Source organism: Streptomyces sp. NL15-2K (assembly GCF_030551255.1).
Lineage (GTDB): Bacteria > Actinomycetota > Actinomycetes > Streptomycetales > Streptomycetaceae > Streptomyces.
In genome coordinates this window covers 7,729,746-7,750,271 of the sequence record NZ_CP130630.1, presented here as the reverse complement: position 1 = coordinate 7,750,271, position 20,526 = coordinate 7,729,746, and the positions used below count along the sequence as shown (strand labels likewise).

Below are 20,526 nucleotides of genomic sequence, written 5' to 3'. Positions count from 1 at the left end.
GAGCGGGAATGGATCACCGTCCGACTGGGCACATATGGGGATCCCGTCCAGCGGACGGAAGTTGTCCGGATCGGCTCGCACACCGTGCGAACGACGTGGTCCGGATCGTCCGGTTCCGGTACAAGACAGCGGTACCAGACGGCCGCGCACGGCGGTCGGCACGCAGCACGAAGGAGGCGATCATGGCCTCACCCATGTCCGCGGGCAAGTTCCTGGCCGGGCTGAAGGCGGAGGGGCTCACCGTCGTCGAGGTCGGCGACTGGGAGCACCACAACCGCAACCACAAGGGCCCCTGGGGCCCGGTCCACGGCGTGATGATCCACCACACGGTGACCAAGGGCAGCGAGCGGACGGTGAAACTCTGCCGGGACGGCTACGCGGACCTGCCGGGGCCGCTGTGCCACGGCGTCATCACGAAGGACGGCAGGGTCCATCTCGTCGGGTACGGCCGCGCCAATCACGCCGGCCTCGGCGACGACGACGTACTGCGCGCGGTGATCGCCGAGAAGGCGCTGCCGCACGACAACGAGGCCAACACCGACGGCAACCGGCACTTCTACGGCTTCGAGTGCGAGAACCTCGGGGACGGCGAGGACCCCTGGCCCGCCGCCCAGCTGGAGGCGATCGAGAAAGCGGCCGCCGCGATCTGCCGCCACCACGGGTGGACGGAGCGGTCGGTCATCGGCCACCGGGAGTGGCAGCCGGGGAAGACGGACCCGAGGGGCTTCACGATGGCGTCGATGCGGGAGCGGATCCGGAACCGCCTGAAGTAAGGGCACAAGAGACCGACCAGCGGTGACAATGGAGCCGTGACCAGCCTCGACGCCCTCCAGCCCCGGCTCCCGTCACCGCTGCAGGAGATCGAGGACCCCCGGTTCACCCACCACCGCGTCCGCCTCCTCCTCAAGCGCGACGACCTCATCCACCCTGAGCTGGTCGGCAACAAGTACCGCAAGCTCGCGCCGAACCTCACCGCCGCGGCCGGCCGTACCGTCGTCACCTTCGGCGGCGCGTACTCCAACCACCTGCGCGCCACGGCCGCCGCGGGCCGCCTGCTCGGTCTGCCCACCGTCGGTGTGGTCCGCGGCCAGGAACTGGCCGACCGCCCGCTGAACCCGTCGCTGACCCGGTGTGCGGCCGACGGCATGCGGCTGCACTTCGTCGACAGATCGACGTATCGCCACAAGGCCGAACCGGAGACCCTGGCGGCCGTCCTGCGCGCCGCGGACGCCGAGGGCGCGTACGTGGTCCCGGAGGGCGGCAGCAACGCCGAGGCCGTCCAGGGATGCCGCGCGCTCGGCGAGGAGCTGCGCGGGCGGGCCGACGTCGTCGCGCTCGCCTGCGGCACCGGTGGCACCCTCGCGGGCCTGGCCGCCGGGCTGGCACCGGACCAGCGTGTGGTGGGCGTCCCCGTCCTCAAGGGCGGTTTCCTGACCGCCGACATACAGGCCTTGCAGCAGCGTGCCTTCGGCGGCCCTCGAGGCAGCTGGCACCTCGACGACCGTTTCCACTTCGGTGGCTACGCCCGCACCAATGCCGAGCTGGACGCCTTCGCCGAGGACTTCGAGGACCGCCACGGCCTGCCCGTCGAGCGTCTCTATGTCGCCAAATTGTTGTACGGACTGGTGGCCCTGGCACGAGAGGGCGCCTTCGCGCGCGGGACGACGATCGCGGCCGTCGTCACCGGCCGCCCGTTCCCCTGAGACGCACGAGGCACGCCCTACGCCGCCTCCCGGTAGGCCGCCGCCTCCTCCAGGTCCAGCCTGCGCAGCAGCGTCCGCAGCATCTCGTCGTCGATGTAGCGGGCGTCACGCAGCTTCACGAACACCGTGCGCTCGGCGCCGATCATCTCCCGGGCCAGACGCCGGTAGGTCTCGTCGACGCTCTCTCCGGTGAGGGGGTTGACCTGGCCGAGACGCTCCCAGACGGCGTTGCGGCGGCGCTCCAGGACCGCGCGCAGACGGTCGGCCAGCGGGCCCGGAAGGGCGTTGTGCTCGTCGGTGAGGAGTTCGTCCAGGCGCCGCTCGGCGGCCCGGGAGGCCTGCGCCTGGGCGTTCGCCTCCGCGAGCGTCTCTGCCTGCGCGTCCCGGCCGGGCAGCTTCAGCAGGCGGATCAGCGGGGGCAGGGTCAGCCCCTGGAGGACCAGCGTCCCGATGACCGTGGTGAAGGTCAGGAAGAGGATCAGGTTGCGCTCGGGGAAGGGTTCGCCGCCGTGCACGGTCAGCGGGATCGAGAAGGCGATGGCGAGGGAGACCACGCCTCTCATCCCGGCCCAGGCGACGACGAACGGCGCCTTCCAGGTCGGGTTGTCCTCGCGTTCCCGGATCCGCTTCGACAGTTGGCGGGGCAGGAAGGTCGCCGGATACACCCACAGGAACCGGGACGCGACGACGACGAGGAAGATGGCCACCGCGTACCCGGCGGCACGGCCACCCTCGTACTCCCCCAGGCCCTCGATGATCACGCGCAGTTGCAGCCCGATCAGGGCGAACACCGCCGACTCCAGGACGAACGCGACCATCTTCCACACGGCCTCCTCCTGGAGGCGGGTCGCGAAATCGACCTGCCACGCGCGGTGCCCGAGGTAGAGCGCGACGGTCACGACCGCGAGGACACCGGAGGCGTGCACCTGCTCGGCGGCCGCGTACGCGACGAACGGGATCAGCAGGGAGAGCGTGTTCTGCAGCAGCGCCTCCTTCAGGTGGGTGCGCAGCCAGTGGATCGGCACCATGAGCACCAGTCCGAAGCCGACGCCGCCGATCGCCGCGACCAGGAACTCGCCGATCCCGCCGGCCCAGGTGGCACCCTCGCCGACCGCCGCCGCCAGGGCCACCCGGTAGGCGGTGATCGCGGTGGCGTCGTTCACCAGGGACTCGCCCTGCAGGATCGTGGTGATCCGGGAGGGCAGCCCCACCCGGCGCGCGACCGCCGTCGCCGCGACCGCGTCGGGCGGAGCCACCACCGCCCCCAGCACCAGCGCCGCCGTCAGCGGCAGGTCCGGCACGATCATGTAGGCGGCCCAGCCGACGGCGAAGGTCGCGAAGAGCACGTACCCCACCGACAACAGAGCCACGGGGCGCAGCTGCGCGCGCAGATCGAGGTACGAGCTGTCGGTGGCCGCCGTGTACAGCAGCGGGGGCAGGATCAAGGGCAGGACCACGTGCGGGTCGAGCGTGTAGTCCGGGACCTCGGGGACGTACGAGATCAGCAGTCCCGCGGCGACCAGCAGCAGCGGCGCCGGAACGGGCGTCCGCCGAGCGGCCGCCGCGATCGCGGCACTGCCCGCCACCAGCAGCAGCAGTGGCATCACGTCCATGATCCTCGCCCACCCTCGCTCATCCGCGCGGATTATCCGCACAGCCGTCGTAATCTGGCAATCATGAAACAGTGCACGCATGCCGACGCGCTGCCGCACCCCGAACCCGAGCCGCTCAGCGAGACCTGCCTGGAGTGCCTGGCGACCGGCACGCACCCGGTACAACTGAGGCTGTGCCTCCTGTGCGGGCACGTCGGCTGCTGCGACTCCTCACCGCACCGGCACGCCACCGAGCACTACAAGGACTCCGGGCACGCGGTCATGCGGACCTTCGAGCCCGGGGAGAACTGGCGCTGGTGCTTCGTCGACCACGTACTTGTGTGATCCTGGGAGGCCCCGGACGACTCCGGTTCCGGACGGTTCGACCGTCTGACGCCTGGGTACGTCAACCCGGCGCGCCCTCTTCCCAATTGGGCGCGCAAACCCCCTAGCCACGGAGCGTATCCGTGTGTTTACTATGAGTGACAGCAGGGGTTGGGGTCCTGGGGCAGGAAAGTTCAGGGCGCGATAGCGTCACCGCTGAACCACATATCGCGTTACCCCGGGGGGCGACCCTCGGCCCCGTAAAGCTTGTACCACCTTGGAGGTGAGGGTGTCCCAGATCGCAGGCGAGCCCGCGACCCAGGACTTCGTGGAAGTCCGGCTGCCGGCCGCGGGTGCCTACCTGTCGGTGCTGCGTACGGCCACGGCCGGCCTCGCGGCGCGTTTGGACTTCACCCTCGACGAGATCGAGGACCTGCGCATCGCGGTCGACGAGGCCTGCGCGATCCTGCTTCAGCAGGCCGTGCCCGGCTCGGTGCTCAGCTGTGTCTTCCGGCTCGTCGACGACTCGCTGGAGGTCACCGTCTCGGCGCCGACCACCGACGGTCACGCCCCTTCGCGGGACACCTTCGCCTGGACCGTGCTGTCGGCCCTCGCGGGCAAGGTCTCGTCGGCCGTCGACGAGGACAAGACCGTTTCGATCAGCCTCTACAAACAGCGCGGCGCGGGACCCGGGCCGGCGTGAGGAACGGGGACGGGCCGGTGCGGGACGAAGAGCGCGGCACACGGGAGCTGCCGGCCGCCGAAGGCACGGGCGGTCCGAGCACGTCCCGACGCATGACGGACGGCGTCGACGGCATCCCCGAGCAGGCCAGGCCGCACCCGGTGGACGACGACTCCTCGGAGACCGGCTTCCCGGACGGCGGCCAGGGTGATCGGGAGGGTGCCGTACAGAGCGCGCCTCTGGACGGACGGATCGGGGTGTCCCCTGTCCGAACCCAGGCGAGGGCTCGGGGAAGGGCTACGGGCGGGACGATGAGCGAGCACGAGCGAGACAACGAGACGGCGGCGCGAAGCGTGCAGGCCACGCAGCACGACCCTCAGGACCGCAGCGGGGCGCGTGCGATGTTCCTCGAACTGCGCACCCTGAAGGACGGCAGCCCGGAGTACGCGGAGCTGCGCAACCAGCTGGTCCGCATGCACCTGCCGCTCGTCGAGCACCTCGCGCGCCGCTTCCGCAACCGCGGCGAGCCGCTGGACGACCTCACCCAGGTCGCCACCATCGGCCTGATCAAGTCGGTCGACCGCTTCGACCCGGACCGCGGGGTGGAGTTCTCGACGTACGCGACCCCGACCGTGGTCGGCGAGATCAAGCGGCACTTCCGCGACAAGGGCTGGGCGGTGCGCGTGCCGCGCAGGCTTCAGGAGCTGCGCCTTGCCCTGACGACGGCGACGGCCGAGCTGTCGCAGTTGCACGGCCGCTCCCCCACGGTGCACGAGCTGGCCGAGAAGCTGGCCATCTCGGAGGAGGAGGTCCTGGAGGGCCTGGAGTCCGCCAACGCGTACTCCACGCTGTCCCTGGACGTCCCCGACACCGACGACGAGTCCCCGGCGGTCGCGGACACCCTCGGCGCCGAGGACGAGGCGCTGGAGGGCGTCGAGTACCGCGAGAGCCTCAAGCCGCTCCTGGAGGACCTGCCCCCGCGCGAGAAGCGGATCCTGCTGCTGCGCTTCTTCGGCAACATGACCCAGTCGCAGATCGCGCAGGAGGTCGGGATCTCGCAGATGCACGTGTCGCGGCTGCTGGCCCGGACACTGGCACAGCTGCGGGAGAAGCTGCTGGTGGAGGAGTAACCCGCGAGGGACTGATCCCGGCAGGGGCTATTCCCGGCAGGGGCCATTCCCGCAGCGATTACTCCCGTGCGTTGCCGGGCCCCCGGATCCCGAGGGCCCGGGTCGTCTCGGCATTGATGAGCAGGAAGAGCGCGGTGACGGCCACGAGCGCGAGCGCGATCCCCGCCGGAATCGCCACGCTGTCCGCCTGAAGCAGGTTGTAGGCCACCGGCAGCGCCATGAGCTGCGTGATCACGGCCGGGCCCCGGCTCCAGCTGCGCCGGCCGAGCAGCCCGCGGGCGGCGAGCAGCGGCAGCAGCGCGAGCACGATCAGCGTCACACCGCCGGTGACGGCCTGCTGCCGGTCGTCCGCGTCGCCCATGAGGCCGAGGACGGCGATCCAGACCCCGCCGACCACCAGCGCGAGCCCCTCCAGCGCGGCGAGCGCGGCGGCATACGTCAGGCGCCGCGGGCGCGGACCGGCGGTTTCGGGCGCGGTGGGGGTCTTCTCACTGCTCACCCCAGCAGGGTAGCCCTCGCGGCGCACGCCCCCGTGGTGAGGTTCACGCACCGAAGTATTACTTGATCCCTACCTCGCCCTGTGCCCGGTACCGCCCAGTAGGTACCCTGCAACCCATGCGTGCACTTCTCGTGGTCAATCCGGCAGCAACCACCACAAGCGCACGTACGCGCGACGTCCTGATCCACGCGCTCGCCAGCGAGATGAAACTCGAAGCGGTCACCACCGAGTACCGCGGCCACGCCCGCGACCTGGGCCGGCAGGCGGCGGACAGTGCGGACGTCGACCTGGTCGTGGCCCTCGGCGGCGACGGCACGGTCAACGAGGTCGTCAACGGCCTGCTGCACGCGGGCCCCGACCCGGACCGCCTGCCCGGCCTCGCGGTGGTCCCCGGCGGCTCCACCAACGTCTTCGCCCGCGCCCTGGGGCTGCCCAACGACGCGGTGGAGGCCACCGGCGCCCTGCTGGACGCCCTGCGCGAGGGCAGCGAACGTACGGTCGGACTGGGGCTGGCCTCGGGCACGCCCGGCTCGGAGGACGAGGCGGTGCCGGCGCGCTGGTTCACCTTCAACGCGGGGCTCGGCTTCGACGCCGGAGTGGTCGGGCGGGTCGAGCAGCACCGCGAGCGCGGCAAGAAGTCCACACACGCTCTTTACGTACGTCAGGTGATGCGCCAGCTCTTCGGCGAGCCCAACCGCCGGCACGGCACGATAACGCTGGAGCGGACGGACGAAGAGCCGATCACCGATCTGGTCCTCTCCATAGTCTCGAACACCTCCCCGTGGACGTTTCTGGGCAATCGCCCGATCTACGCGTCACCTAAGGCCTCGTTCGATACCGGGCTCGACGTATTCGGTCTCAGCCGCCTGTCGACGACCGCGGTTGCCCGGTATGGCACCCAGTTGCTCACTTCGTCCCCCGAGCGGGGACCCCATGGCAAGCACGCCGCATCCCTGCATGACCTGAGTGAGTTCACCTTGCATTCGAAGGTGTCGCTCCCCCTTCAGATGGACGGCGACCACCTCGGGCTGCGTACGAGCGTGACGTTCACAGGCGTACGCCGTGCACTGCGTGTGATTGTGTGAGCAGAAGGGGCTAAAGTCCTTTCACTCGAACGTTTAGGCCAGGATCCACCCCATGGAAGTACGGCTGTGACCTAGTCGACACCGAGGAATCAAAAAAAACTTTCCGGAAGGGGTTGTATCCGCCGCTGAGGTTTGCGAGTCTCTACGTGGCGATCGGGACGGCCCGCAACATCGGCCTCCACTGATCACCAGAACCCCTCTTCAACTCACAGGACCCACGCCAGGGAACCTGGCGATCGGCCCTTCACTTGTTGAGGGATTCGTGAAAGCGTTCACATTCACAAGCAACCCGCATGTAATACCAAGGAGAGGTAGCAGCCATGGACTGGCGTCACAACGCCGTTTGCCGCGAGGAAGACCCCGAGCTCTTCTTCCCCATCGGCAACACCGGTCCTGCGCTGCTGCAGATCGAGGAAGCCAAGGCCGTCTGCCGTCGCTGCCCCGTTATGGATCAGTGCCTGCAGTGGGCGCTCGAGTCCGGCCAGGACTCCGGCGTCTGGGGTGGTCTCAGCGAGGACGAGCGCCGCGCCATGAAGCGCCGCGCCGCCCGCAACCGGGCCCGTCAGGCCTCCGCCTGACAACACCCGCCCCGCAAACAGCCTGAGCTTGGCGGCGCGTACAGCGAGTACGCATCCTCCCGCCCCCGAGCCGCAGCGCGCAGTACCCCCGATGCGCAGCAAATGCTGGCAACGAGCATGTTGCCCCGGCCCCCTGAACGGGCCGGGGCTCTTTGCTGTCCGGAAGTGTCAAAGACGGTGGCCGGCGAGCGTCACGGCCCGCTCGATCAGCCGCGGGATCCGCTGGGGCACCGGGTGGAGTTCCTCGTGCACGAGCGCCGTCGGGGCGACCTGGCGCGGGATCTGATCGCTGCCGAGGACCTCGATGACCGGCATCCAGCCCCGGGGAGCCGACGTGTCGGACACGGCCTTCCACACTCCGCCGTAGCGCTGGACGAGTACTTCCGCGATGAACGCCGTCAGTTGCGCGCTCAGCCAGACCCAGTCGTCCTCCTCGAACTCCTGCCACGGAATCCGCAGGACGAAGTCGTCCAACAGCGGTACGGCGGTCAGCGGATCGCGGTCGAATGCCTCGACGTCGCCGCCCAGGCGGCCGATCATGTCGTGGATCGCCGGCCGTGCTCCGCGTGCCCACTCCTCGATGTCGACGTCCACCGCCCGCTCCCCGTTACTTGTTCGCCCCCACCGGGATGTCCAGGATCACCCGCGTGCCCCCGTCCGGTGCCGGGACCATGTCGAACGTGCCCCCCAACTCGCCCTCCACCAGGGTCCGTACGATCTGCAGCCCGAGGTTGCCCCCGGTGTGCGGGTCGAAGCCTTCGGGCAGACCGACGCCGTCGTCCTGGACGGTGACCAGGAGGCGGGCCTCCTTCGTGTTGCCGCCGCGGACCGCGGAGACCTCGACGGTGCCCGTGTCGCCCTCGCGGAAACCGTGTTCCAGGGCGTTCTGGAGGATCTCGGTCAGGACCATCGACAGGGGCGTGGCGACCTCGGCGTCCAGGATGCCGAAGCGACCGGTGCGCCGGCCGGCGACCTTGCCCGGCGAGATCTCGGCGACCATCGCGAGGACGCGGTCGGCGATCTCGTCGAACTCCACGCGCTCGTCCAGGTTCTGGGAGAGCGTCTCGTGCACGATCGCGATCGAGCCGACCCGCCGTACCGCCTCTTCCAGGGCTTCACGGCCGCGATCGGACTCGATGCGCCGGGCCTGGAGCCGGAGCAGCGCCGCCACCGTCTGGAGGTTGTTCTTGACGCGGTGGTGGATCTCCCGGATCGTCGCGTCCTTGGTGATCAACTCGCGCTCGCGGCGGCGCAGTTCGGTGACGTCCCGGAGCAGGACCAGTGACCCGATCCGGGTGCCCTTGGGCTTGAGCGGGATCGCGCGGAACTGGATCACCCCGTAGGGCGACTCGATCTCGAACTCGCGCGGCGCCCAGCCACTGGCGACCTTGGCGAGCGCCTCGTCCACTGGTCCGTGGGTCGGGGCGAGTTCGGCGGTGGTCTTGCCGAGGTGGTGGCCGACGAGGTCGGAGGCGAGGCCGAGGCGGTGGTAGGCGGACAGGGCGTTCGGAGAGGCGTACTGGACGAGGCCCTCCGCGTCGAGGCGGATCAGGCCGTCGCCGACGCGGGGCGAGGCGTCCATGTCGACCTGCTGGTTCGCGAACGGGAAGGAGCCGGCCGCGATCATCTGCGCGAGGTCCGAGGCGCTCTGGAGATACGTCAGCTCCAGGCGGCTCGGGGTGCGCACGGTGAGGAGGTTGGTGTTGCGCGCGATGACGCCGAGGACGCGGCCCTCCCGTCGTACGGGAATCGACTCGACGCGGACCGGGACCTCCTCGCGCCACTCCGGGTCGCCCTCGCGCACGATCCGGCCCTCGTCCAGGGCGGCGTCCAGCATGGGCCGGCGGCCGCGCGGGACGAGGTGGCCGACCATGTCGTCCTGGTACGAGGTGGGGCCGGTGTTGGGGCGCATCTGGGCGACCGAGACGTACCGGGTGCCGTCGCGGGTGGGGACCCACAGGACGAGGTCGGCGAAGGAGAGGTCGGAGAGCAGCTGCCACTCCGAGACCAGCAGGTGCAGCCACTCGAGGTCGGAGACGTCGAGGGCGGTGTGCTGGCGGACCAGTTCGTTCATGGAGGGCACATGTGCGAGCGTACCCGGGCAAGGGGACCGGCCTGAAAATACGACCGGCCCGGAAGACACCCGCGGGCCGCGGCGCCTGAGAGGGACCCTCAACCCTCCCGGCACCGCAGCCCGGAGCAATATCGGCCGTGGGGTGTGCGGTCCCGGTCGGCCGAAGGATGAGGAGCCGGGGCAGTCAGGGCAGAGAGCTCCGGTTCCTCGGTCCGCCCTCCTGTGCGGGGAGGACGGAAGCCTGTTCGTCTTCAGTTGTCTCTGCTTCGGCTGTCTCTGCTTCAGCCACCTCTACGCATTGTGGACTAGACCACTATGTGTGTCCATGCGTTGGAGGCTGTTTGTTGTTGAGGCTTTCTCAAGCAGCCTAACCCGTACGGGTTCCTGTGCGGGGCCAGATGGCCATGGCAATTTCCGCGAGCGCCTCCAACTCCTCGCGGCTCGCGCCGTCGCGCGCCTGTTGGGACATGCCCTGGAGCATCGCTCCGGTGTGCCGGGCGAGGGCGGCGGCGTCGGTGCCGGCCGGGAGCAGGCCCGCGGCGACGTCCGCCCGGATGCGGCGCTCGAACGCGGCGACGGTGGCGTTGCGCCGCTCACGGAGGGACCCCTCGACCTCGGAGGTCGTGCAGTTGATGGCCGCGTGGATGACGAGACATCCGTACGGGTGGGCGGGGTCGGTGTACTCGACGGCGGCCTCGCGCAGCGTGCGCTCGACCGCGGCGCGGGCGGTGGGTTCCTCGGCGAGGGCGCGGTCGCCGAAGGAGCCGTACTTCGCGCTGTACTCCCGGACGACTTCCTCGAACAGTGACCGCTTGTCACCGAAGGCCGCGTAGAGGCTCGGGGCGCCGATGTCCATCACGCGTGTGAGGTCGGAGACCGAGGTGGCCTCGTAGCCGTGCTGCCAGAAGGCGAGGAGCGCCTTCTCCAGGGCGGTCTCGCGGTCGAAGGAGCGGGGGCGGCCTCGGGGCTTGGATACGGGCTTGACCTGCGCCTTCGTGCCCTCGCTGCTCACCATGGAGTGAATTGTATAGCGGGTGCTAGAGAAATGTCGCCGACGTGTTGTACGGTCTTTTCTGTAGCGACCGCTAGGGAATTGCGAAGGAGGCGCCGACATGGGCGTGCTTGCGGGCAGGACGGCTCTGGTCACCGGGGCGAGCAGGGGCATCGGACGCGGGATCGCGGAGCGGCTCGGACGCGACGGCGCACGGGTCGCGGTGCACTACGGCAGGAACGAGGCGGCGGCGAAGGAGACAGTCGCCGCGATCGAGGCGGCGGGTGGCTCGGCCTTCGCGATCGGCGTGGAGCTGGGGGCGCCCGGGGACGCCGAGGCCCTGTGGGAGGAGTTCGACCGGCACGCGGACGGGCTGGACATCCTGGTGAACAACGCCGGCATCGGCAACACCCGGCCGATCGAGGAGATCGACGAGGCGGAGTACGACAGGGTCTTCGCGGTGAACGTGAAGGCGCCCTTCCTCCTCGTCAAGCACGGCATGACCCGCCTGCGCGACGGCGGCCGGGTCATCAACGTCTCGTCGGGGCTGGCCCGGAGCGCGAAGATGCCGAACGCCATTGCGTACGCCATGACGAAGGGCGCTCTGGACGTCTTCTCCCAGTACCTGTCCAAGGTGCTGGGCCCTCGGAACATCACCGTGAACTCGGTGGCGCCGGGGGTCATAGCCACCGACGGCACATATGAACTGCTGCACGCGAGCGAGGACGCGCGGGAGCAGCTGGCGGCGCTGTCCGCGCTGGGCCGGGTGGGGGAGACGGCCGACGTGGCGGATGTGGTGGCGTTCCTGGCGTCGGACGGGGGACGGTGGGTGACGGGGAGCTGGGTGGACGTTACGGGAGGTTCACAGAGCTAGGGGGACCTGGACAGACGTTGATGGCAGCATCTCGGCCGGGTGGGCCGATTCTGTTAGATTGGTCTACACCACATGTCTTTCAGATCGGCAGGCCCAGCGTGGAAGTTGTCATAGTTCCGGACGCCAGGTCGGGCGGCGAGCTGATCGCCGAGGCCATGGCGCAGCTGCTCCGGCGCAAGCCCGACGCCCTGCTCGGCGTGGCCACCGGCTCGACGCCGCTGCCTATCTATCAGGCGCTGGCCGCGAAGGTGCGTGCCGGTGCCGTGGATGCCTCGCGGGCGCGGATCGCGCAGCTCGACGAATACGTGGGGCTGCCGGCCGAGCACCCGGAGTCGTACCGCTCGGTCCTGCGGCGCGAGGTGCTCGAGCCGCTGGGGATCGGAATGGACGCGTTCATGGGGCCGGACGGCACGGCCGAGGACGTGCCGGGGGCGTGCGAGGCGTACGACAGGGCGTTGGCCGAGGCCGGAGGGGTGGATCTGCAGTTGCTCGGGATCGGGACCGACGGACACATAGGGTTCAACGAGCCGTGCTCGTCGCTGGCCTCGCGGACGCGGATCAAGACGCTGACCGAGCAGACCCGGATCGACAACGCCCGCTTCTTCGACGGGGACATCGAGCAGGTGCCGCAGCACGTGATCACGCAGGGCATCGGGACGATCCTGGAGGCGCGGCACCTGGTGCTGCTGGCGACCGGCGAGGGCAAGGCGGACGCGATCGCGGCGACCGTCGAGGGACCGGTGGCGGCCGTGTGCCCGGCCTCCGCGCTCCAGTTGCACCCGCACGCGACGGTGGTGGTCGACGAGGCCGCCGCGTCCAAGTTGAAGCTCGCGGAGTACTTCCGCCATACCTATGCCAACAAGCCTGACTGGCAGGGGATTTAAGGGAATTCAGGGGCGCGGCCCGCATCGCACGGGAAAGGCGCCGGGCTCCTGAACAGGGGCCCGGCGCCTTCGTGGTGTCTCTACGCGCCCGCGATGATCTCCGCTGCCGCCCGGCCGCAGACACGGGCCGCGCCGTGGGTGGCGAGGTGGAGGGCGCCTCGCGGGGTGGCCTGGGGGAGGCCCATTTCGACGACGATCGTGTCAGGGCGGGCCGCGAGCAGGGTGTCGAGGGCCGCTGCCATCCAGGGGTGGCGGTGTTCGTCGCGGACGACGGCCACGATGCGGCGTGGTCCGGCCGCCCGCAACGCCGTACGTGCGGCGTCCTCGTCGGTGAAGGTCCCGGTCTCCGTGCCGGGGAGCAGGCGGGAGAGTTCCGCGGCCACGCCCCAAGGGGTCTCGTCGCCGACGGCGATGTTCGCCATCGGGGTGAGGGCGGCGACGTAGGGCGGTTCGGTGAGCGGGGTGAAGTGCTCGGCGCCGGTGAGGCGCAGGGCGCGGCGGGCCGCGCGCAGGCCGACGTCGCCGCCGGCGGACTCCTGGGCGACCGCCTCCCGCGGGGCTCCCCCGGCTGCCGACGCCGTCCACCGGGCCAGGGCCCGGACCCGTTCCGCCGCGTCCGCCAGGCGTTCCTCGGGGAGTTCACCGGAGCGTACGGCTGTGATCAGGGCGTCGCGCAGGCGTCGTACCGTCTCGTCGTCCGCCAGGCCGCCGCCCACGCAGATGGCGTCGGCGCCGGCCGCGAGGGCGAGGACGCTGCCGCGTTCGATGCCGTAGGTGCCGGCGATGGCCTGCATTTCCATGCCGTCGGTGACGATCAGACCGTCGTAGCCGAGGTCGCCGCGCAGCAGGTCGGTCAGGATCCCGCGGGAGAGCGTGGCGGGGCGGTCCGGGTCCAGGGTCGGGACCAGGATGTGGGCGGTCATCACCGCGCGGGTGCCTGCGGCGATCGCCGCGCGGAACGGGGCGAGTTCGCGGTCCGACAGCACCTCCGGTCCCGCGTCGATCCGCGGCAGCGCGTGGTGGGAGTCGATCGCCGTGTCGCCGTGGCCGGGGAAGTGCTTCGTGCAGGCGGCGACTCCCGCCGACTGGAGGCCGGTGACGTAGGCCGCCGTGTGCCGGGCGACCAGATCGGGGTCGGCGCCGAAGGACCGTACGCCGATCACCGGGTTCGAGGGGTTGGAGTTCACGTCGGCCGACGGGGCCCAGTTGAGGTTCGCCCCGCAGGCGGCGAGGCGGCGGCCGAGTTCGAAGGCCACCTCCCGCGTCAACTCCACGTCGTCCACCGCGCCCAGCGCGTGGTTGCCGGGGAAGGAGGAGCCGGTTCGCACCTCCAGGCGGGTGACGTCGCCGCCCTCCTCGTCGATCGCGACGAGGACGTCGTCGCGTTCGGCGCGCAACCGGGCGGTCAGAGCGGCCAGTTGATCGGGAGTGGCGATGTTGCGGCCGAACAGGCCGACCGAGGCGAGGCCCTCACCGAGGCGGCGCAACAGCCAGTCGGGGGCGGTGGTGCCCGGGAAGCCGGGCTGGAGGACGGTGAGGGCATCGCGAGTCAAGGTGTCCGCACTGCGGGCGAGTGTCGTCATCGGGTGGCGTTATCCCTTCACGGCGCCCGCGGTCAGGCCCGCGGCCATCTTGCGCTGGACGAGGAGGAACAGGACGACGATCGGCACGGCCATCATGGTGGATCCGGCCATCATCGGGGCGTATTCGGTGCCGTGCTTGGTGGAGAAGTTGCCGAGCCAGACGGTCGCGGTCTGGTTCTTCTGGCTGAGCAGCATGAGGGCGTACAGGTACTCGTTCCAGGCCTGGATGAAGCCGTAGACCGAGGTGGCGACCATGCCGGGGGCCAGCAGAGGGAACACGACCCGGACGAAGGCGCTGGTGCGGGAGCAGCCGTCGACCATCGCCGCCTCCTCCAGCTCCCTCGGGATGTTGACGATGAAGCCGCGAAGCGTCCACACCGTGAAGGGGAGGATGAAGGTCAGGTAGGTGATGATCAGGCCCGTCAGCCGGTCGTACTGGCCCAGGTCGTTCAGGAGCAGGAAGACCGGGATGATCATCGCGACCAGCGGGACCATCTGGACCGCGAGGATGCCCACGATCACGATCTTCCGGCCGCGGAAGGCGAACCGGGAGATGGCGAGCGCTGCCAGCATGCCGACGACCATGCCGATCACGACCACCGCGAGGGACACGACCAGGCTGCGGCCCACCGAGCCCCAGAAGTCGGCGATGTCCAGCGCCCGGCTGAAGTTGGACAGGGTGAGGCCCGTGGGCAGCACGCTCGGGTCCGGGTCGATGGCGTCCTTGGCCGGCTTGAACGCCGTATTGAGCATCCAGTAGACGGGGAAGCCGGCGGTGACGAACACGAGGAGACCGAGGAGGTTCCAGCCGGCCTTCGACTTCCGGTGCACGGGAGTCGTCAGTGCGCTCATTCGACCTCTCCGATCTTCAGCATCTGGCGCATGTAGACGGCGACCACGCCGAGCAGCAACACCACGGTGAGCAGGGCGATCGCCGAGCCCTGCGCGTAGTCGTTGACCACGAAGGCGCGGTCGTAGGAGTAAGTGGTCAGAAGCTGGAACTCGGCCTCCGGGTGACCGTTGCGCATCACGAAGACCTGCGGGAAGACGCCCATGTCCCAGATGACCGACAGGGTGGTGACCATCACGATGATCGGCTTGAGGATGGGGAGGGTGACGTAACGGAAGACGCCCCAGGCGCCCGCGCCGTCGAGCCTGGCCGCCTCTTCCATCTCCTTCGGCACCTGGGTGAGACCGGCGCTCAGGGTGATCACCACGAAGGGCACGGCCCCCCAGACCACCAGCAGCATGATCACGGCCAGTCCCTGCGGCCCGCTGGCGAACCAGTTGTGGCCGATCATCTCCACACCGGGCAGCTTGCTGAGGAGCGCGTTGAGGATGCCGTAGTCCGCGTCGAACAGCCACTTGAAGACCGTGGTGGCGACGATGATCGGCATACCCCAACTGGCCACCAGCGCGATGTTGACCAGCGTCTTCACCCAGCCGGAGACCCGCTGGAGCAGCAGCGCGATCAGCATGCCGACGACCATCGTGAAGATGACGCAGCCGGCCGCGAAGACGATGGTCCGTACGACGACCGCCCAGAACTCGCCGTCGCCCAGCACCTTGGTGAAGTTGTCGAACCCGACCGACTCGGCCGGCTGGAAGCCCCACAGCTGGGACTGCCCGAACTTCTGGAAGGAGAGGGTGACCAGGCGGACCAGCGGATAGCCGAGGACGAGCGCCAGGATCAGCAGGCAGGGGGCGAGCAGCAGCCAGGGGGTGCCGGCCCCGCTCGACGTCGGCTTCCTGGGGGGTGCGTCCGGAAGACGTGGTGGCGGCGCCTGCCGCGGCGGCGGCACCTTGGCAGGGGTGGTCGTGTCTGCGGCAGTCATCCGCGCGCTCCTCAGCGGTCCCTCAGGGTCGTACGAGAAGCAGGGCCCCGCCCGTCACAACAGGGCCCTGCCGGTGGTCACTTGGAGTTGATGACCTTGTCGATCGCGGCGTCCGCGTCCTTCGCGGCGGCCTCGACCGACTTCTTGCCGGTGCCGATGTTCTGCAGCATGGCCTGCAGGACCTGGGCCTTCTCGACCTGGCCCCAGCCCGGTGCCATCGGGACGAACCAGTTGGACTCGGCCGCGGTGGCCGGGACCGCCGTCTCCGGGTCGCTCTTGAGCGTGGCGAGGTCGGTCTTGTTGTTGGGCAGGTTGCCCTTGGCGATCAGGCCCTTCTGGCCGGAGGGGCCGGTGAACGCGTTGATCCACTCGGCGGCGACGGCCTGCGCGTCGGACTTCACCGGGACGGCGAGGTCGCTGCCGCCCAGGAAGACGGGGAGGTTCTTGCCGGACGGGCCGGGCATCACGAAGTTCTCGACGTTGCCCTTGAGCTTGCCGGTCTTGTCGTTCTCCGGGGCGGCCGCGGTCGCGCCCTCCCAGGCGGGGGCGAAGATCATGCCGGACTTGCCCTGGCCGTAGACGATGTAACGGTCGGACTCGTCCTTGGTCTTGTCGCCGTGCATGTACTTGGAGACGACCTTCTGGAACTCCTTCAGGCCCTTGACGGACTCCGGCGAGGAGAGGTTGGCCTTCCACTCGCCGCCCGACTCGACGGCGATCGAGCCGCCGGCGTCGTAGACGAAGGACATGGCGGCGTACCAGTCACGGGTGGGCTGGTACCAGGCGCTGAACTTGTCGCCCTGCTTCTTCTGGACCTTGTCCAGGGCGGCGGTCAGCTCGTCGTACGTCTTCGGGGTGGACTTGACGCCCACCGAGGCGAACACGTCCTTGCGCCAGTTGGCGACGCGGCCGCCGGCGTAGTAGGGGACGCCGTAGGTCTTGCCGTCGTAGGTCACCGAGGCCTTGAGGCCGTCCAGCCAGGCGGAGGAGTTGTCGAACTTCGCCGGGTCGAGGGGAGCGAAGGCGCCCTTGACCATGTAGCTCAGCATCTCGGTGTTGCCCATCTCGACCACGTCGGGGGCCTTGTCGGTGGCGAGGACGGCGTCCAGCTTGGCGTTCTTGTCCGGCCAGCCGTAGTACTCGTGGTTGATCTTGATGCCGGGGTGCGCCTTCTGCACCGCGGCGTCGGCCGCCTTCACCAGCTGCGGCCAGTTGTTCTGCGCGTCGACGGTGAGCCAGACGGTCAGCTCCTTGGCGTCCGCCCCGCTGTTGTCCGAACCCCCGCTGCCACCCTCGCCCCCGCACGCCGCGATGGAGACCATCATGCCCGCGATACCGATCGCGACTGTCAGCTTGCGCTTCACGCCATCCTCCTCAGGGATGCCATAACCCCCCTGCCTCCCTGTGGCTGACCTGGGTCTGCCCTCGGGGCCGGGACTGGACCAATGGTGTAGACCAGTAGGGGGAGCCTGGACCAGACCAATGAGCCTGTCAAGGGTGTTCTCGTGCGCTTTGGCCGTCCGTTACGGGACCGCGATATGCAGGAACCCTTCATTACGAAGCCCGACAGATCGGGCAGACCACTTGACGGCAGCAGGGACCACCGGTGGACTAGACCAGAAGGAGGTCCTGACGGTATACAGAGGGGATCACGGAGCGTGCGGAAGAGATCCCGGTACGCTGCCGTGCCACGATGTGAGCCGTGGCCGACGGGATGTCGGTCGCTTCGGCACCCGAAGCCGGGAAGGCAGAGATGAGCACCGACGTCAGCAGTGCGGAGAACGAGGGTGGAGCGAGTGTCCGTACCGCGCGCGTGCCCAAGTACTACCGCTTGAAGAAGCACCTGCTCGACATGACGGAGACGCAGTCGCCGGGCACGCCGGTGCCGCCCGAGCGGACGCTCGCCGCCGAGTTCGACACCTCGCGCACCACCGTGCGCCAGGCCCTTCAGGAGCTGGTGGTCGAGGGGCGCCTGGAGCGCATCCAGGGCAAGGGCACCTTCGTCGCCAAGCCGAAGGTCTCGCAGGCGCTCCAACTCACCTCGTACACCGAGGACATGCGCGCCCAGGGGCTCGAACCCACCTCTCAGCTGCTGGACATCGGCTACGTCACCGCCGACGACCGGCTCGCCGAGCTGCTCGACATCACGCCCGGCGGACGCGTCCTGCGCATCGAGCGGCTGCGGATGGCGAACGGCGAGCCGATGGCCATCGAGACGACCCACCTGAGCGCGAAGCGCTTCCCGGCCCTGCGCCGGTCGCTGGTCAAGTACACGTCCCTCTACACGGCGTTGGCCGAGGTGTACGACGTCCATCTCGCCGAGGCCGAGGAGACCATCGAGACCTCGCTGGCCACTCCACGCGAGGCCGGCCTGCTCGGCACCGACGTGGGCCTGCCGATGCTGATGCTGTCCCGGCACTCGCTGGACCGGGGCGGGCAGCCGGTGGAGTGGGTGCGGTCGGTGTACCGGGGCGACCGCTACAAATTCGTGGCCCGCCTCAAGCGGCCCCAGGAATAGCACGCAGCCCCGGGGCTAGCACACGGAACCGACACATACCGATATGCGGACGAGGGGTTCCATATCTGCGACACCGTGACCTAGATTGCCTGCGCTTGCACAGGTGATCAGTGAGGGGACGGAGCCGCCGATGTCCAATGAGCCGGAAGTGAGCAGAACGGTGGTGACCCCCACGAGGGTCGTCATCGCCGTCTGCCTGGTCGCGCCCTTCGTGGCGATGCTGTGGGTGGGGTCGTACGCCAAGACGGACCCGGTCTTCATCGGCATCCCGTTCTTCTACTGGTACCAGATGGCCTGGGTGCTGATCTCCACGGCGCTCACGATGACCGCGTACAAGCTGTGGCAGCGTGACCAGCGCGCCCGCTCCTCCCAGAAGGGCGGTGCGTCGCAGTGAACGACGGCGTGAACGGCGTCGCACTCGCCGTCTTCATCTTCTTCTTCCTGGCCGTCACGGTCCTGGGCTTCCTGGCCGCCCGCTGGCGCAAGGCCGAGAACGAGCACAGCCTCGACGAATGGGGCCTCGGCGGCCGCTCGTTCGGCACCTGGGTCACCTGGTTCCTGCTCGGCGGCGACCTGTACACGGCGTACACCTTCGTCGCCGTACCGGCGGCGATCTACGCGGCCGGCGCGGCCGGCTTCTTCGCCGTGCCGTACACCATCCTGGTCTATCCGCTGATCTTCACCTTCCTTCCGCGCCTGTGGTCCGTCTCGCACAAGCACGGATACGTGACGACCTCGGACTTCGTGCGCGGCCGGTGGGGTTCCAAGGGGCTGTCGCTCGCCGTGGCCGTCACCGGCATCCTCGCGACCATGCCGTACATCGCGCTCCAGCTGGTCGGCATCCAGGCCGTGCTGGACGTGATGGGCGTCGGCGGCGGCGAGGACACCAACTGGTTCGTCAAGGACCTGCCGCTGCTGATCGCCTTCGGCGTGCTGGCCGCGTACACGTACTCGTCGGGGCTGCGGGCCCCCGCGCTGATCGCGTTCGTGAAGGACACGCTGATCTACATCGTCATCGCGGTGGCGATCATCTACATCCCGATCAAGCTGGGCGGGTTCGACGAGATCTTCGCCAAGGCGGGCGACGCGTTCAGCCAGACCAACCCGGCGACGGGCGCGCCGCGCGGTGCGCTGGTCCCGGCGGAGGCGGGCCAGTGGACGTACGCCACGCTGGCGTTGGGCTCGGCGCTGGCCCTGTTCATGTACCCGCACTCGATCACGGCGACGCTGTCCTCGCGCAGCCGTGAGGTGATCCGGCGCAACACCACGATCCTGCCGCTGTACTCCCTGATGCTGGGCCTGCTGGCGCTGCTGGGCTTCATGGCGATCGCGGCCGGAGTCAAGGTCAGTAACGGGCAGTTGGCGATCCCGCAGCTGTTCGAAGACATGTTCCCGAGCTGGTTCGCGGGCGTGGCCTTCGCGGCGATCGGCATCGGCGCGCTGGTGCCGGCGGCGATCATGTCCATTGCGGCCGCGAACCTCTTCACCCGCAACATCTACAAGGACTTCATCAAGCCGGACGCCACGCCGGAGCAGGAGACGAAGGTTTCCAAACTGGTCTCGCTTCTGGTGAAGGTGGGCGCGCTGGTCTTCGTCCTGACGATGGACAAGACGGTCGCGATCAACTTCCAGCTGCTCGGCGGCATCTGGATCCTGCAGACCTTCCCGGCGCTGGTCGGCGGTCTGTTCACGCGCTGGTTCCACCGCTGGGCGCTGCTCGCCGGCTGGGCGGTCGGCATGATCTACGGCACGGTCGCCGCGTACGGCGTCGCCTCGCCGACGCAGAAGCACTTCGGCGGCTCGTCGAAGGAGATCCCCGGGATCGGCGAGATCGGCTACATCGGTCTGACGGCGTTCGTGCTGAACGTGGTCGTCACCGTCGTCCTGACCTTCGTCCTGAAGGCGCTGAAGGCCCCGGAGGGCGTCGACGAGACCAAGCCCGAGGACTACACGGCCGACGCGGGCGACCCGGGCGTCCAGGTGGAGCTGCCGCCGGCCACGGCGGGCGCCGGGCACTGAGCCGTACCCCGGAACGAAGGGGCCGCCGGATGCGATCCGGCGGCCCTTCGCCGTTCCCGGCCGTCCGTCGCGAGGGCACACCGCACCTCACTCTCCTCACCTATGAGTTGACGCTCCGAAACCACCGCGACACAACATATGGGGGTGCTGTCCTC

At 69.3% G+C, this 20,526-nt stretch carries 21 protein-coding genes; 12 read left to right on the top strand and 9 right to left on the bottom strand.

From position 1 onward, the window contains the following. The first annotated feature begins 182 nt into the window (after window positions 1–182). Together Q4V64_RS35080 and Q4V64_RS35075 are read left to right on the top strand one after the other, a co-directional pair. Window positions 183–773, top strand: a complete 591-nt coding sequence (locus Q4V64_RS35080) for an N-acetylmuramoyl-L-alanine amidase (RefSeq protein WP_124439213.1) — start codon at window positions 183–185, stop codon at window positions 771–773. Window positions 774–809: 36 nt separating this feature from the next. Beyond that, the gene (locus Q4V64_RS35075; RefSeq protein ID WP_124439214.1) at window positions 810–1,703 is read left to right on the top strand and encodes a pyridoxal-phosphate dependent enzyme; all 894 of its coding nucleotides are present in this window, start codon (window positions 810–812) and stop codon (window positions 1,701–1,703) included. Between the two features lie 17 nt (window positions 1,704–1,720). Here Q4V64_RS35075 and Q4V64_RS35070 read toward each other — a convergent pair whose 3' ends face one another. After that, the gene (locus Q4V64_RS35070) at window positions 1,721–3,316 is read right to left on the bottom strand and encodes a Na+/H+ antiporter (RefSeq protein ID WP_124439215.1); all 1,596 of its coding nucleotides are present in this window, start codon (window positions 3,314–3,316) and stop codon (window positions 1,721–1,723) included. 63 nt (window positions 3,317–3,379) lie between these two features. Between Q4V64_RS35070 and Q4V64_RS35065 the strand changes: the two genes are divergently transcribed. The 3 genes from Q4V64_RS35065 (at window position 3,380) to Q4V64_RS35055 (ending at window position 5,431) form a co-directional block, all read left to right on the top strand. Continuing rightward, window positions 3,380–3,640 carry a UBP-type zinc finger domain-containing protein gene (locus tag Q4V64_RS35065; RefSeq protein ID WP_124439216.1) on the top strand — a complete coding sequence of 87 codons (261 nt, stop codon included), beginning with the start codon at window positions 3,380–3,382 and terminating at the stop codon, window positions 3,638–3,640. Between the two features lie 268 nt (window positions 3,641–3,908). Next, window positions 3,909–4,322, top strand: a complete 414-nt coding sequence (locus Q4V64_RS35060) for an anti-sigma regulatory factor (protein ID WP_004925829.1) — start codon at window positions 3,909–3,911, stop codon at window positions 4,320–4,322. After that, a complete protein-coding gene (locus tag Q4V64_RS35055; RefSeq protein ID WP_124439217.1) occupies window positions 4,319–5,431 on the top strand; it encodes an RNA polymerase sigma factor SigF in 1,113 nt (370 codons plus the stop codon). Before Q4V64_RS35060 ends, Q4V64_RS35055 begins: the two co-directional genes overlap by 4 nt. 58 nt (window positions 5,432–5,489) lie before the next feature. On the opposite strand, the gene Q4V64_RS35050 is transcribed toward Q4V64_RS35055, so the two are convergent. Next, on the bottom strand, window positions 5,490–5,930 hold the full coding sequence (locus Q4V64_RS35050) for a hypothetical protein (RefSeq protein WP_124439218.1): 441 nt from the start codon (window positions 5,928–5,930) through the stop codon (window positions 5,490–5,492). 116 nt (window positions 5,931–6,046) lie between these two features. Here Q4V64_RS35050 and Q4V64_RS35045 point away from each other — a divergent pair, with 116 nt between their 5' ends. Continuing rightward, a complete protein-coding gene (locus tag Q4V64_RS35045) occupies window positions 6,047–7,015 on the top strand; it encodes a diacylglycerol kinase family protein (protein ID WP_124439219.1) in 969 nt (322 codons plus the stop codon). A gap of 320 nt (window positions 7,016–7,335) precedes the next feature. Further along, complete coding sequence (locus Q4V64_RS35040) at window positions 7,336–7,593, top strand: WhiB family transcriptional regulator (RefSeq protein ID WP_006142322.1); 258 nt, start codon at window positions 7,336–7,338, stop codon at window positions 7,591–7,593. Window positions 7,594–7,761: 168 nt separating this feature from the next. On the opposite strand, the gene Q4V64_RS35035 is transcribed toward Q4V64_RS35040, so the two are convergent. From Q4V64_RS35035 to Q4V64_RS35025, 3 genes are all read right to left on the bottom strand, one after another. Continuing rightward, a complete protein-coding gene (locus Q4V64_RS35035) occupies window positions 7,762–8,187 on the bottom strand; it encodes a hypothetical protein (protein ID WP_124439220.1) in 426 nt (141 codons plus the stop codon). 13 nt (window positions 8,188–8,200) lie between these two features. Then, complete coding sequence (locus Q4V64_RS35030; protein WP_216377583.1) at window positions 8,201–9,676, bottom strand: PAS domain-containing sensor histidine kinase; 1,476 nt, start codon at window positions 9,674–9,676, stop codon at window positions 8,201–8,203. A gap of 358 nt (window positions 9,677–10,034) precedes the next feature. After that, window positions 10,035–10,682, bottom strand: coding sequence for a TetR/AcrR family transcriptional regulator (locus Q4V64_RS35025; protein WP_124439221.1), 648 nt, complete (start codon window positions 10,680–10,682; stop codon window positions 10,035–10,037). Between the two features lie 97 nt (window positions 10,683–10,779). Here Q4V64_RS35025 and Q4V64_RS35020 point away from each other — a divergent pair, with 97 nt between their 5' ends. Together Q4V64_RS35020 and nagB are read left to right on the top strand one after the other, a co-directional pair. After that, complete coding sequence (locus Q4V64_RS35020) at window positions 10,780–11,532, top strand: SDR family oxidoreductase (RefSeq protein WP_124439222.1); 753 nt, start codon at window positions 10,780–10,782, stop codon at window positions 11,530–11,532. Window positions 11,533–11,630: 98 nt separating this feature from the next. Further along, on the top strand, window positions 11,631–12,416 hold the full coding sequence (gene nagB / locus Q4V64_RS35015; RefSeq protein ID WP_124439223.1) for a glucosamine-6-phosphate deaminase: 786 nt from the start codon (window positions 11,631–11,633) through the stop codon (window positions 12,414–12,416). An 80-nt stretch (window positions 12,417–12,496) separates the two neighbouring features. Here the strand turns inward: nagB and Q4V64_RS35010 are convergent, their stop codons facing one another. The 4 genes from Q4V64_RS35010 to Q4V64_RS34995 form a co-directional block, all read right to left on the bottom strand. Further along, the gene (locus Q4V64_RS35010; RefSeq protein ID WP_124439224.1) at window positions 12,497–13,999 is read right to left on the bottom strand and encodes a glycoside hydrolase family 3 protein; all 1,503 of its coding nucleotides are present in this window, start codon (window positions 13,997–13,999) and stop codon (window positions 12,497–12,499) included. Window positions 14,000–14,008: 9 nt separating this feature from the next. Next, window positions 14,009–14,851 carry a carbohydrate ABC transporter permease gene (locus tag Q4V64_RS35005; protein WP_124439225.1) on the bottom strand — a complete coding sequence of 281 codons (843 nt, stop codon included), beginning with the start codon at window positions 14,849–14,851 and terminating at the stop codon, window positions 14,009–14,011. Beyond that, window positions 14,848–15,834: a sugar ABC transporter permease gene (locus tag Q4V64_RS35000; protein WP_124439226.1), complete on the bottom strand. Its 987-nt coding sequence runs from the start codon at window positions 15,832–15,834 to the stop codon at window positions 14,848–14,850. Before Q4V64_RS35000 ends, Q4V64_RS35005 begins: the two co-directional genes overlap by 4 nt. Before the next feature lie 77 nt (window positions 15,835–15,911). Then, complete coding sequence (locus tag Q4V64_RS34995; protein ID WP_124439227.1) at window positions 15,912–17,198, bottom strand: extracellular solute-binding protein; 1,287 nt, start codon at window positions 17,196–17,198, stop codon at window positions 15,912–15,914. A 389-nt stretch (window positions 17,199–17,587) separates the two neighbouring features. Here Q4V64_RS34995 and Q4V64_RS34990 point away from each other — a divergent pair, with 389 nt between their 5' ends. The 3 genes from Q4V64_RS34990 to Q4V64_RS34980 all read left to right on the top strand — a co-directional run bounded on the left by Q4V64_RS34990 (window position 17,588) and on the right by Q4V64_RS34980 (window position 20,371). Then, window positions 17,588–18,352 carry a GntR family transcriptional regulator gene (locus tag Q4V64_RS34990; protein WP_124439228.1) on the top strand — a complete coding sequence of 255 codons (765 nt, stop codon included), beginning with the start codon at window positions 17,588–17,590 and terminating at the stop codon, window positions 18,350–18,352. A gap of 130 nt (window positions 18,353–18,482) precedes the next feature. After that, a complete protein-coding gene (locus Q4V64_RS34985) occupies window positions 18,483–18,746 on the top strand; it encodes a DUF3311 domain-containing protein (RefSeq protein WP_172629121.1) in 264 nt (87 codons plus the stop codon). After that, window positions 18,743–20,371 carry a sodium:solute symporter family protein gene (locus Q4V64_RS34980; protein WP_124439230.1) on the top strand — a complete coding sequence of 543 codons (1,629 nt, stop codon included), beginning with the start codon at window positions 18,743–18,745 and terminating at the stop codon, window positions 20,369–20,371. Before Q4V64_RS34985 ends, Q4V64_RS34980 begins: the two co-directional genes overlap by 4 nt. Window positions 20,372–20,526: the final 155 nt, after the last annotated feature.